11 protein-coding genes are annotated in these 12602 nt (G+C 68.9%); 2 read left to right on the top strand and 9 right to left on the bottom strand.

From position 1 onward, the window contains the following. Nucleotides 1-290 precede the first annotated feature (290 nt). The 3 genes from HNQ79_RS24475 to thyX all read right to left on the bottom strand — a co-directional run bounded on the left by HNQ79_RS24475 (nucleotide 291) and on the right by thyX (nucleotide 3977). Nucleotides 291-1976, bottom strand: a complete 1686-nt coding sequence (locus tag HNQ79_RS24475; RefSeq protein ID WP_185034609.1) for a ribonuclease J — start codon at nucleotides 1974-1976, stop codon at nucleotides 291-293. 138 nt (nucleotides 1977-2114) lie between these two features. Continuing rightward, entirely contained in the window at nucleotides 2115-3014 is a 900-nt protein-coding gene (gene dapA, locus HNQ79_RS24470) for a 4-hydroxy-tetrahydrodipicolinate synthase (protein WP_185034564.1), read from the bottom strand. A 210-nt stretch (nucleotides 3015-3224) separates the two neighbouring features. Beyond that, nucleotides 3225-3977 (bottom strand): FAD-dependent thymidylate synthase, encoded by a 753-nt coding sequence (gene thyX, locus HNQ79_RS24465; protein WP_185034562.1) that lies wholly within the window; start codon nucleotides 3975-3977, stop codon nucleotides 3225-3227. Nucleotides 3978-4175: 198 nt separating this feature from the next. Between thyX and HNQ79_RS24460 the strand changes: the two genes are divergently transcribed. Together HNQ79_RS24460 and HNQ79_RS24455 are read left to right on the top strand one after the other, a co-directional pair. After that, complete coding sequence (locus HNQ79_RS24460) at nucleotides 4176-4415, top strand: hypothetical protein (RefSeq protein WP_185034561.1); 240 nt, start codon at nucleotides 4176-4178, stop codon at nucleotides 4413-4415. Between the two features lie 132 nt (nucleotides 4416-4547). Beyond that, nucleotides 4548-5096 carry an SCO5741 family PH domain-containing membrane protein gene (locus tag HNQ79_RS24455; RefSeq protein WP_185034559.1) on the top strand — a complete coding sequence of 183 codons (549 nt, stop codon included), beginning with the start codon at nucleotides 4548-4550 and terminating at the stop codon, nucleotides 5094-5096. Nucleotides 5097-5165: 69 nt separating this feature from the next. Here HNQ79_RS24455 and HNQ79_RS24450 read toward each other — a convergent pair whose 3' ends face one another. The 6 genes from HNQ79_RS24450 to eccD form a co-directional block, all read right to left on the bottom strand. Further along, nucleotides 5166-5621, bottom strand: coding sequence for a tetratricopeptide repeat protein (locus tag HNQ79_RS24450; RefSeq protein WP_185034557.1), 456 nt, complete (start codon nucleotides 5619-5621; stop codon nucleotides 5166-5168). A 17-nt stretch (nucleotides 5622-5638) separates the two neighbouring features. Continuing rightward, entirely contained in the window at nucleotides 5639-6391 is a 753-nt protein-coding gene (gene dapB, locus HNQ79_RS24445; RefSeq protein WP_185034555.1) for a 4-hydroxy-tetrahydrodipicolinate reductase, read from the bottom strand. A gap of 29 nt (nucleotides 6392-6420) precedes the next feature. After that, entirely contained in the window at nucleotides 6421-7800 is a 1380-nt protein-coding gene (locus HNQ79_RS24440; RefSeq protein ID WP_185034553.1) for a M16 family metallopeptidase, read from the bottom strand. Nucleotides 7801-7802: 2 nt separating this feature from the next. Then, on the bottom strand, nucleotides 7803-10013 hold the full coding sequence (locus HNQ79_RS24435; protein ID WP_185034551.1) for a polyribonucleotide nucleotidyltransferase: 2211 nt from the start codon (nucleotides 10011-10013) through the stop codon (nucleotides 7803-7805). A gap of 411 nt (nucleotides 10014-10424) precedes the next feature. Next, entirely contained in the window at nucleotides 10425-10715 is a 291-nt protein-coding gene (gene rpsO, locus HNQ79_RS24430) for a 30S ribosomal protein S15 (RefSeq protein ID WP_185034549.1), read from the bottom strand. A 224-nt stretch (nucleotides 10716-10939) separates the two neighbouring features. Next, nucleotides 10940-12562, bottom strand: a complete 1623-nt coding sequence (gene eccD / locus HNQ79_RS24425) for a type VII secretion integral membrane protein EccD (protein ID WP_185034608.1) — start codon at nucleotides 12560-12562, stop codon at nucleotides 10940-10942. Nucleotides 12563-12602: the final 40 nt, after the last annotated feature.

The following is a 12602-nucleotide window of genomic DNA, read 5'->3' as shown; positions in this document are numbered from 1 at the left end:
GTTTTCGTTCGGTGTTTCTTTTGTGTTGTTGCGTTTCCGACTCTATCAGACCGTTTCCAGTGCCGATTTCCTCGGTGCTTTCCAGGTTTCCCGCTCTCGCGTTTTCCCTTTCCGGCGGTCCCGACTTTATCAGAAGTTCTGAGTCGGAAATTCCACTCCTCCGCGAGAACAGCCAGAGCACGCTGAGGTGTTCGGGTTCCCGCTGGGTGGAGATGTAAACCTACTGGAGCGGGGCACCTCGATGCAAATCGAGGTGCCCCGCTCCGGGCGATGAGGTAGTGGGGCCTTGATCAGACCTCGACGACGACCGGAAGGATCATCGGGCGGCGCCGGTAGCTGTCGGACACCCACTTGCCGACCGAGCGGCGGATGAGCTGCTGGATCTGGTGCGCTTCCATCACTCCGTCGGCCGCCGAGCGGGCGAGAGCTTCCTCGATCTTCGGGGTCACGGCGTTGAACGCCGCGTCGTCGATGCCGGAGCCCCGGGCGTGGAACGTCGGGCCTCCGACGATCTTGCCGGAGGTGCTGTCGACCACGACGAAGACCGAAATGAAGCCCTCGTCGCCGAGGATGCGACGGTCCTTGAGGTGGCTCTCCGTCACGTCGCCGACCGACAGGCCGTCGACGTACACGTAGCCGGCCTGGACCTTGCCGACGATCTTGGCGCGGCCGTCGACCAGGTCGACGACGACGCCGTCTTCGGCAATGACGATGTGGTCCTTGCGGACGCCGGTGAGGGCGCCCAGCTCCGCGTTGGCGCGCAGGTGGCGCCATTCGCCGTGGACCGGCATCAGGTTCTTCGGCCTGCAGATGTTGTAGAAGTACAACAGCTCGCCGGCCGAGGCGTGTCCCGAGACGTGGACCTTGGCATTGCCCTTGTGGACGACGTTCGCGCCCCAGCGGGTCAGGCCGTTGATGACACGGTAGACCGCGTTCTCGTTGCCCGGGATGAGGGACGACGCGAGGATGACCGTGTCGCCGGGGACGATGCGGATCTGGTGATCGCGGTTGGCCATCCGGGAGAGCGCGGCCATCGGCTCGCCCTGCGAACCGGTGCAGACCAGCACCACCTCCTCGTCCGGGAGGTCGTCGAGGGTCTTCACGTCGACGACGAGGCCGCCCGGGACCTTCAGATAGCCGAGGTCGCGGGCGATGCCCATGTTGCGGACCATCGAGCGGCCGACGAAGGCGACACGGCGGCCGTACTCGTGGGCGGCGTCCAGGATCTGCTGGATGCGGTGCACATGGCTGGCGAAGCTCGCGACGATGATGCGCTTCTCCGCGCTCGCGAAGACGTTGCGCAGCACGTTGGAGATGTCGCGCTCGGGCGCAACAAAGCCCGGGACTTCGGCGTTCGTGGAGTCCGAGAGGAGGAGGTCGATGCCTTCCTCGCTCAGACGGGCGAACGCGTGCAGGTCGGTGAGGCGGCCGTCCAGCGGGAGCTGGTCCATCTTGAAGTCGCCGGTGCACACGACCAGGCCCGCCGGGGTGCGGATGGCGACGGCCAGTGCGTCCGGGATGGAGTGGTTGACCGCGATGAACTCGCACTCGAAGGGACCGAGACGCTCGGTGTCGCCCTCGACGACCTCAAGGGTGTAGGGACGGATTCGGTGCTCCTGGAGCTTGGCCTCGATCAGGGCGAGGGTCAGCTTGGAGCCGATGAGGGGGATGTCCGGCTTGAGGCGGAGGAGGTAGGGGACTCCTCCGATGTGGTCCTCGTGGCCGTGGGTCAGGACGATGCCCTCGATGTCGTCGAGGCGGTCCTTGATCGAGGTGAAGTCCGGCAGGATCAGGTCGATGCCGGGCTGCTCCTCCTCGGGGAAGAGGACGCCGCAGTCGACGATCAGCAGACGGCCGTCGAACTCGAAGACCGTCATGTTGCGGCCGATCTCGCCGAGACCGCCGAGCGGAGTGACGCGGAGGCCGCCCTTGGCGAGTTTCGGCGGGGCGCCCAGTTCGGGATGCGGATGACTCAAAAGACTCTCCTCACCACGCCCGCCGTGGATCTCGGGGATCGTGGCGGGCATGTCGTGTGCGTGCAGTGGCTGCACGGGCTGCTGTTGTCTGTGTGGGGGTGTTGCTCGGTAGCGCTTGTTCAGTTGTGAAGTCAGTGTTTAGAGGTGTACCCCGCCTGCGGCGAGATCGATCTTGAGCTGGTGGGTTTCGTCCGCGGACAGCTCGACGAGCGGCATGCGCAGGGGTCCGGCCGGCAGGTTCTGGAGGGCCAGGGCCGCCTTCGTGGTGATCACGCCCTGGGTGCGGAACATGCCGGTGAAGACCGGGAGGAGCCGCAGGTGGAGCTCGGTGGCCTTCCGCACGTCACCGGAGAGGTAGGCGTCCAGCAGGGCACGGAGTTCCGGTGTGACGACGTGGCCGACGACGGAGACGAAGCCGCACGCTCCCACGGAGAGGAGCGGGAGGTTGAGCATGTCGTCGCCCGAGTACCAGGCGAGGCCGGAGCGCGCGATCGCCCAGCTGGCGCGGCCGAGGTCGCCCTTGGCGTCCTTGTTGGCGACGATCCGCGGGTGCTCGGCCAGTCGGACGATCGTTTCGGTGTTGATGGGGACGCCGCTGCGGCCCGGGATGTCGTACAGCATCACCGGGAGCCCGGTGGCGTCGGCGATGGCGGAGAAGTGCCGGAACAGGCCCTCTTGCGGGGGCTTGTTGTAGTACGGCGTCACCGCGAGGAGGCCGTGGGCGCCGGTCTTTTCGGCGGCGCGGGCCAGCTCAAGGCTGTGACGGGTGTCGTTGGTGCCGACTCCGGCGATGACGTGGGCCCGGTCGCCGACCGCTTCCAGTACCGCCCGTACCAGCTCGTTTTTCTCCGCGTCGCTGGTGGTCGGGGACTCGCCGGTGGTGCCGTTGACGACCAGGCCGTCGTTGCCTGCGTCCACCAGATGGGCGGCGAGCCGCTGAGCGCCGTCGAGATCGAGTGCGCCGTCCGCCGTGAAGGGCGTGACCATCGCGGTGAGGACCCGCCCGAAGGGGGTCTGCGGAGTGGAGATCGGAGCCATGGGTAACACGCTACTCGCTGCTCAGCGCGGGGTGTCCCCTCGGGGGCACAGTGTACGGCGGGGGAAGAGGACACCGGCACTGCCTGCTCGGGGGTTCAAGCAGTGCCGGGTCCGTTTGATCAGCCTAGATGAACTTCTTGAAACGCCGCAATACGGACACCTCGTGCGGCCCATCCGTACATCTGTGCCCGCAAGGTGCCTGTGGAGGCGTTACGGGGCGACCCGGCCGTTCTTGTTGAAGGCGGCGTGGGTGAGCGGCATGAGCTGCGCCCAGTGCGATTCCATCTGCTCGCCGACCATCTCGATCTCCCGCTGGGGGAAGGACGGGACCTTCGCCAGCTCGTGCTGGGTGCGCAAACCGAGGAAGTGCATCAGCGAGCGCGCGTTGCAGGTGGCGTACATGGAGGAGTACAGGCCGACGGGGAGGGTGGCGCGGGCGACCTCGCGGGCGACGCCGGCCGCGAGCATCTCCTGGTACGCCTCGTAGGACTGACGGTAGGAGTCCTCCATGACGCGGGAGGTGAGTTCCTGCTGGGCCTCGGTGCCCTCGACGAACACGTACTTGCCCGGGCGGCCCTCCTGGACGAGCTTGCGGTCCGCGCCGGGAACGTAGAAGACCGGGTCGAGGCGGCGGTAGCGGCCCGATTCCTCGTTGTACGACCAGCCGACGCGGTGCCGCATGAATTCGCGGAACACGAAAATCGGGGCGCTGATGAAGAAGGTCATCGAGTTGTGCTCGAAGGGGCTGCCGTGGCGGTCGCGCATCAGGTAGTTGATGAGGCCCTTGGAGCGCTCGGGGTCCTTGGTGAGCTCGTCCAGGGACTGCTCGCCGGCCGTCGAGACTCGGGCGGCCCACAGGACGTCCGAGTCCTGCGCGGCGTGCTTGACCAGCTCGACAGTGACTTCACTGCGGAAGCTGGGCTTCTGGGTCTCTTCGGGGGTGCTGTCCGGGGTCACGGTCACCGGCGGTCCTTCCACTTGCGTCGCTCTGGGCGGCGTCCACTCTACGGGCCGGGAGCGCTTCGCCGGGACGAACGGACCGTCAGGACATTCTTCGAGGTAATCAGGGAAACAGGGCACCAAGTGACAGCCTTGTTCGTCTGTCTCTGTAGAGGCATCACCGATGCGCCGACATTCGAAAAAAACAGAGGAGCGACACCCATGTTTCGCCGGCGAGAAGCCGTCCCGTTCGCCTTCGTGGCCGAGGCCGACCGCTTCCGCAGTAATGTCACCCCGCCCCCACCGGAACGTCCGAGTCCGTCGCAGATCTTCGGGCGTTCGCTCGTCGGTCTGACCGTGGTCGCCGGCCTGGTCGGCTCCCTGCTGTTCGGGCTGCCCGCCCTTGATCCGCAGAACTCACCGGGCAAGGCGCAGCAGTCCGAAGCCGCTCAGGGACGTTGACCTTTCGGGCATTCGGGTAGCTCACGACACGTCAGGTCTCTTCCGGGCCCCCTGAGGTGGCTCGGCGGAACACCGCTCGGTAGCCTCACCGGGCACAGCCCAATCGAGCGTGCTTGTGAGTGAGGACCAGTCGTGCCCCTGCCCTTCTTGACGGCCGACCGCGCTTTTGAAGCCGACGCGGACGACATCGCGCTGCCGTACGACGACCACGACCAGTGGCGGCGGCCGTACCGCCCCGGGCCTTATCGGGTCGGGGGCGCCGCGCTGTTGCTGCTGCTGGCGTCGTTCGTACTGCTGTCGGCGACGATCATCGTGTTCGCCGCGGAGCTGACCTCCGGTCTGATCGTGCTCGGCATCGGGGTGGCCACGGTCGCCTGTGCCCTGCGGCTCCTGCGGATGGGGGTCTGGGTCAGCGGGGCGGGCATGCGCCGGGTGGGTTTCCTGAGCACCGTCACGGTGCCGTGGGAGCAGACCCAGGTCGTACGGACCGTCCAGCAGCCGGTTCGCTGGCTCGGGCTGCCGCGGGCCGTGCAGGGGCAGGCGCTGGTCATGGAGCGGCGGGGCGGGTCGCCGTTGCCGCCGCTGCTGACCGACCACAACGCGGACTTCCTGTCCCGTCCCGAGGCGTTCGACCGGGCGGCCGACACCGTCGAGGCGTGGGGCGCCGAGTACCGGCGGTAGTCCGGGCGTGTACAGCATGAGTAAGGGGCGACCTCCTGGAGGTCGCCCCTTACTCATGTGCGGGTCCGGTCAGTCCGTGCGGACGGGTTTGCCGTCGTGCAGGGCGATGGCGCGCTGCATCGCCCTGCGGGCGCGCGGGGTGTCGCGGGCGTCCTGGTAGGCGACGGCCAGGCGGAACCAGGACCGCCAGTCGTCCGGGTTGTCCTCGGTCTCCACGCGCCGCTTGGCGAACACCTCGTCGGCGGAGTCGCGGTCGATGCGGCCGGCCGGGGTGCGCCTCAGTTCGTCGACGGGCAGGGCGCCTTCGGCGTCGAGCGTCGCGGCGAGCTTGTTGGCCTTCCGTACGAACTCGGTGTTCTTCCAGAGGAACCAGACCCCGATGAGCGGGATGATCAGGGCGGCGGTGCCGAGGCCGATGCCGAGCGGGGTGCCCAGCTTCATCATGGCGACGGCACGGCCGCCGACCAGGACGAAGAAGACGACCAGGACGGCGGCCGTGATGAGGTAGGTGATCTTTGCGCGCATGGGTGTGGGGGCCGCCGTCAGTTCAGGTCGAGGAAGTGTTCCAGGCCGAAGGTGAGGCCGGGAGCGGTGACCACGCGGCGGGCGCCGAGCAGGATGCCCGGCATGAAGCTGCTGTGGTGCAGGGAGTCGTGGCGGACGGTCAGGGTCTCCCCCTCGGCGCCCAGCAGGACTTCCTGGTGGGCGAGGAGGCCGCGCAGCCGGACCGAGTGGACGGGGATGCCGTCGACGTCCGCGCCGCGGGCGCCGTCCAGGGCGGTCGCCGTGGCGTCCGGCATGGGGGCGCTGCCCGCGTCGGCGCGGGCGGCGGCGATGAGCTGGGCGGTGCGGGAGGCCGTGCCGGAGGGGGCGTCGGCCTTGTTCGGGTGGTGCAGCTCGATGACCTCGGCGGACTCGAAGTACGGCGCGGCGATCTGCGCGAACTTCATGGTCAGGACCGCCCCGATGGAGAAGTTGGGGGCGATCAGGACACCGGTCGAGGGGGAGGCGTCGAGCCAGGAGTTCAGCTGTGCGAGGCGGTCGTCGGTCCAGCCGGTGGTGCCGACGACGGCGTGCATTCCATTGCGCACGCAGAATTCGAGGTTGGCCATCACCGAGTCGGGGGTGGTCAGTTCGACGACTACCTGGGCGCCGGAGTCCCTGAGGGTCTCCAGCGTGTCGCCGCGGCCGAGGGCGGCGACGAGTTCCAGGTCTTCGGCCGCTTCCACGGCTCGTACGGCTTCGGAGCCGATGCGGCCCTTCGCGCCGAGGACCGCCACGCGCAGCTTGCTCATTGCTCTTTGCTTCCTTCGGTGGAGTGGAGTTACGTGACCGCTTCGTCGAGACGCGCGGCCTGCTTGGCCTTGAGCGGGCCGATCACCGAGAGGGACGGCCGGCTGCCCAGGATGTCGCGGGCCACCTCGCGCACGTCGTCGGGGGTGACGTCGGCGATGCGAGTGAGCATGTCGGTGACGGACATGTGCTCGCCCCACGCGAGTTCGCTCTTGCCGATCCGGGTCATGATCGCTCCGGTGTCCTCCAGGCCGAGGACGGTGGAGCCGGAGAGCTGGCCGACGGCGCGGGTGATCTCGTCGTCGGTGAGGCCGTCGGCCGCGACCTTGTCGAGTTCGTCGCGGCAGATCTTCAGGACGTCGTGGACCTGGCTGGGACGGCAGCCCGCGTACACGCCGAACAGGCCGCAGTCGGCGAAGCCCGAGGTGAACGAGTACACGCTGTAGGCCAGGCCGCGCTTCTCCCTGACCTCCTGGAAGAGGCGCGAGGACATACCGCCGCCGAGTGCGGTGCTGAGCACGCTCAGCGCCCAGCGGCGTTCGTCGGTACGGGCGAGGCCGGGCATGCCGAGGACGACGTGGGCCTGTTCCGTCTGGCGGTCGAGGAGTTCGACCCGGCCCGCGGTGCGGAGCTTGCGGGAGCCCGCGCGCGGTGCGACCGGCGTGGCGTCGGGGCTGCCGAGGGCGCCGGCCTTCTCGAAGGCGCGGCGCACCTGTCGTACGACCGTGGCGTGGTCGACGTTGCCCGCGGCCGCGACCACCAGGTGGGTGGGGTCGTAGTGCTTCTTGTAGAAGCGGCGGATGCGGTCCGCGGTGAGCGCGTTGATGGTGTCGACGGTGCCGAGGACCGGGCGGCCGAGGGGGGTGTCGCCGAGCATGGTGTGCGCGAACAGGTCGTGCACGCAGTCGCCCGGGTCGTCCTCGGTCATCGCGATCTCTTCGAGGATGACTCCTCGCTCGGCGTCGACGTCCTCCTGGCGGATCAGCGAACCGGTCAGCATGTCGCAGACCGTGTCGATGGCGAGGGGGAGGTCGGTGTCGAGGACCCGCGCGTAGTAGCAGGTGTACTCCTTCGCCGTGAAGGCGTTCATCTCGCCGCCGACCGCGTCGATCGCGGAGGAGATGTCGAGGGCACTGCGACTGCTGGTGCCCTTGAAGAGGAGGTGTTCGAGGTAGTGGGTGGCTCCGTTGAGGGAGGGGGTCTCGTCGCGGGAGCCGACGTTCACCCAGATCCCGAAGGTGGCGGAGCGGACGGAGGGGAGGGTCTCGGTGACGATGCGCAGGCCGCCGGGGAGGGTGGTCCTGCGTACCGTACCGATTCCGTTCTCCCCCTTGAGAAGCGTTTGGGTACGGGCGACGGCCCGCCCCTCCGAGGAGGGGCGGGCCGTCGTCTCGGAACTACGGGACGTCACTTTTAGGCGTCGTCCTTCGTTTCGTCGTTCTCTTCACCCTCGATGACGGGGATGAGGGAGAGCTTGCCGCGGGAGTCGATCTCGGCGATCTCGACCTGCACCTTGGAGCCGACCGCGAGCACGTCCTCGACGTTCTCCACGCGCTTGCCACCGGCGAGCTTGCGGATCTGCGAGATGTGCAGCAGGCCGTCCTTGCCCGGCATGAGCGACACGAACGCACCGAAGGTGGTGGTCTTGACGACCGTACCCAGGTAGCGCTCGCCGACCTCCGGCATGGTCGGGTTGGCGATCGAGTTGATCGTGGCGCGGGCGGCCTCGGCGGCCGGTCCGTCGGCGGCACCGATGTAGATGGTGCCGTCGTCCTCGATCGTGATGTCGGCGCCGGTGTCCTCCTGGATCTGGTTGATCATCTTGCCCTTGGGGCCGATGACCTCACCGATCTTGTCCACCGGGATCTTGACGGTGATGATCCGGGGGGCGTTCGGGGACATCTCGTCCGGGACGTCGATGGCCTCGTTCATCACGTCGAGGATGTGGAGGCGTGCGTCGCGGGCCTGCTTCAGCGCGGCGGCCAGGACCGAGGCGGGGATGCCGTCGAGCTTGGTGTCGAGCTGGAGCGCGGTGACGAAGGTCTTCGTACCGGCGACCTTGAAGTCCATGTCGCCGAACGCGTCCTCGGCGCCGAGGATGTCGGTGAGCGCGACGTAGTGCGTCTTGCCGTCGATCTCCTCGGAGATGAGGCCCATGGCGATACCGGCGACGGGGGCCTTGAGCGGCACACCGGCGTTCAGCAGCGACATGGTGGAGGCGCAGACCGAGCCCATCGAGGTGGAGCCGTTGGAGCCCAGCGCCTCGGAGACCTGGCGGATCGCGTAGGGAAACTCCTCGCGCGTCGGCAGGACCGGCACGATCGCGCGCTCGGCGAGCGCGCCGTGGCCGATCTCGCGGCGCTTGGGGGAGCCGACGCGGCCCGTCTCGCCGACGGAGTACGGCGGGAAGTTGTAGTTGTGCATGTAGCGCTTGCGGGTCACCGGGGAGAGGGTGTCCAGCATCTGCTCCATGCGCAGCATGTTGAGGGTGGTGACGCCCAGGATCTGGGTCTCGCCACGCTCGAACAGGGCGGAGCCGTGCACGCGCGGGATGGCCTCGACCTCGGCGGCCAGCGTACGGATGTCCGTGACGCCGCGGCCGTCGATGCGGACCTTGTCCTTGATGACGCGCTCGCGGACGAGCTTCTTCGTCAGGGCGCGGTAGGCACCGGAGATCTCCTTCTCGCGGCCCTCGAAGGCCGGGAGGAGCTTCTCGGCGGCGATCTCCTTGATGCGGTCCAGCTCGGTCTCGCGCTCCTGCTTGCCCGCGATGGTGAGGGCCTGGGAGAGCTCCGACTTGACGGCCTTGGTGAGGGCTTCCAGGACGTCGTCCTGGTAGTCGAGGAAGACCGGGAACTCGCCGGTGGGCTTGGCGGCCTTGGCGGCGAGGTCCGACTGGGCCTTGCAGAGGTTCTTGATGAAGGGCTTCGACGCTTCGAGACCGGCGGCGACGACCTCTTCGGTCGGCGCCTCGGCGCCGTCCTTGACGAGCTGGATCGTCTTCTCGGTGGCCTCGGCCTCGACCATCATGATCGCGACGTCGCCGTCCTCCAGGACGCGACCGGCGACGACCATGTCGAAGACGGCGTCCTCGAGCTCGGTGTGCGTCGGGAACGCGACCCACTGGCCCTTGATCAGGGCGACGCGGGTGGCGCCGATGGGGCCGGAGAAGGGCAGGCCCGCCAGGATCGTGGAGCAGGACGCGGCGTTGATCGCGACCACGTCGTACAGGTGGTCGGGGTTGAGCGCCATGATCGTCTCGACGATCTGGATCTCGTTGCGCAGGCCCTTCTTGAAGGAGGGGCGCAGCGGCCGGTCGATCAGGCGGCAGGTGAGGATCGCGTCCTCGGAGGGCCGGCCCTCGCGGCGGAAGAAGCTGCCGGGGATCTTGCCGGCGGCGTACATGCGCTCTTCGACGTCCACCGTGAGGGGGAAGAAGTCGAGCTGGTCCTTGGGCTTCTTCGACGCGGTCGTGGCCGACATCACCATGGTGTCGTCGTCCAGGTACGCGACGGCGGAGCCGGCGGCCTGCTTGGCCAGACGGCCCGTCTCGAAGCGGATGGTGCGGGTGCCGAAAGTGCCGTTGTCAATGACGGCCTCGGCGTAGTGGGTCTCGTTCTCCACTAGCGTTTTCTCCTCGTCTTCGTCCCCAGCCGCCCGTGTGGCGGTGGGACGGTGGCGGAGAAGCGTGCGCTGCGACTTGGTGCGGGCCGGTCTTCGATCGAAGCACCCGGGGTCGTGTTTCTCCGGGGGCCACTACCGAGGACCGGCGGGCTGGGCGGCGCGCCGCTTCTCGCTCTTCGTTTTGTTTCCTGCGTCGTGCTTGTCGTACGGCGTGCGGGGTGTCCCGTACGCCGTACACGCTGCGCGTCACGTCGTGCGTGCAGCGTCGAGCTGGTGCTGCGTCTTTCCCGTGCAGCGGGGTCCTACGCGTCCCAGACTAAATGCGGTCCGGTACGTCCCGCACGTACAAGTTCTGCACGTACGGCAAAGGGAGCGGTCCCAGTAGGCGGGAACCGCTCCCTTCGTGGCGTCTTACTTGGCGCCGCCGGCCGCACCGCGGCGGATGCCGAGGCGGTCGACCAGCGCACGGAAGCGCTGGATGTCCTTCTTGGCCAGGTACTGGAGCAGGCGACGACGCTGGCCGACCAGGATCAGCAGACCCCGGCGGGAGTGGTGGTCGTGCTTGTGCGTCTTCAGGTGCTCGGTCAGGTCCGAGATGCGACGGGAAAGCATGGCGACCTGGACCTCGGGAGAGCCGGTGTCGCCCTCCTTCTGGCCGAACTCGGACATGATCTGCTTCTTGACAGCGGCGTCGAGCGCCATGCGTGCTCCTCGTAATGAAGTGATTGCCACCGAGTGCCCCTGGTCTCGTTCTCAGGGGAGCTTCCGTTACTCGGGAGGCGGGGATCCGATGGGCGCAGCCCGCAGAGCTCCGGGGAGTCTCCGATGGGCGCGTACACAAACGGCCGTAGGTCAGAGTACCAGGCCGGAGGTTCGGTCCTCGCAGGGTGAGCGCGAGGGCGACGTGCGCGGGAATGCGGCGCGGACTACCGGAAGCCGGTGCGGACCAGACGGTACACGTCGAAGACGGCCAGGCAGAGCGGGACGAGGGTGAGCAGGACGCACGCCTCGGCGAGCTCCAGCAAGCGGCCCCAGAAGGGGGTGACCCCTTTGTTCGGAACGATCAGGCCGATGACCGTCAGTACGGTGGCGGCGAGGACGGCAGCCACGGTGAGCGTGATCGTACGGAGGTCCTGATGGCCGGACGTGAGGGCTCCGGCGATCGGGGCGGCCGGCGGGCGCAGGGCCGGGCCCAGACCGGCCAGCAGGAGGGCCGCGAGTCCGGCGGCGAGTACGCAGCCTGCCTGGGCCGTGTAGCGGAAGAGGTGCGCGCGCAGCAGGAGGGCGACGCCGAGGGCGAGGGCGAGCAGCTGGGCACGGACTCCGCCGGAGAAGCCGAGTACGGCAGCGGACACGACGGCGACGAGGGAGCATCCGCCGATGAGGCCGGTGAGGAGTTCGTGACCGCGGCGGGTGCGGGCGGCGATGCGCACCGGGTCGATGGGGTCGCGGTGCGGGTTTACGGCGTCGAGGTCCGGGCCGGGGTGTACCGCGTAGCTGGTGGCGGCCGGGGCGGGTGGCGGGGCGAAGCCGACCGGGAGCCGAGCGAAGCGGGCGGACAGCCCGGGGAGGAAGGCGAGCGCCCCGGCCACGAGCGGGGCGCAGAGGGCGGCGGCGCGGGAGGGCGTGAGGTCGGCGACGGCCGCGAGGAAGGTGACGAGCAGTCCGGTGGCGGAGGCGACGGTGGTGGCGACGAAGGGGGCGTCGGTGGGGGTGCTGATGGGGGTGTCGAGAACCGAGTGACTTGGGGGGTTGGCGGGGCCCGCGGGGTTGTAGGGGCTGTGGTGGTTGCTGTGCGAGGCGGTGGTGGCGGTGTCGCCTCGGCGGGAGGTGATGAGGAGGAGGACGGAGGAGAGGAGGACGGCGGCGCAGGCGAAGAGCAGATGGAGCCGCCTCGCTCCTGTTCCGTGTGACGTCGCCGCGAGCGCGGTGCCGGCGACGGCCGCGTGCGCGAGGGCCGCGGCACCGAGGGCGACGGCGGAGCCCTGGTCGTCGTACACGCGGGTGCGGACGGCGGCGAGCGCGAGGAGGAGAAGGGCGGCCGTTGCGGCGAGCGCGCCGGGGAGTCCGCGGGTGCCGTGGCCGGAGGCGCTCCAGAGGATGAAGGCGAGCAGCACGAGGAGTGCGGACCCGGCGAACAGGCCCGCGCTGCGGGTGAGTCGGTCGCTCCACAGGGAGCGGTCGCGGACCACGGCGGAGGCGACGGCATCCGTGACGTCGTCGAAGACCGGTGGGGCGAGTGACTCGGAGAAGGGACGCATCGCCAGGATCTCGCCGTCGAGGACGCGCTGGGCGGCGAGGGTGCGCGAACTGTCGAGGACGGAGCCGTCGCGGCGGACGAGGTGATGGCCGACGGGGGCGTGCCGGACGGGGTGCTGCCGGGAGAGGCGGAGGATTTCGGGATGGAGGTCGGCGAGAGGCAGGTCGTCGGGGAGGGCTACGTCGATGCGGGAGTGGGGGGTGGTGATGGTGAGGCGGCGGAAGCCGGTGGGGTGGGAAGTGAGGGGGGCGGGCGCGGAGAGTGAGGTGGCCGGGGGTGGGGCGGCCAGGGGTGGGGTGGCTGGACAGGGGGTCAAGTGGGGCACTCCT

Origin of the sequence: Streptomyces candidus (genome assembly GCF_014207445.1) — a bacterium.
GTDB classification, from domain to species: Bacteria; Actinomycetota; Actinomycetes; order Streptomycetales; family Streptomycetaceae; genus Streptomyces; species Streptomyces candidus.
Note: the sequence above shows the minus strand (reverse complement) of the source record. Positions and strands in the feature narration are given on the sequence as shown.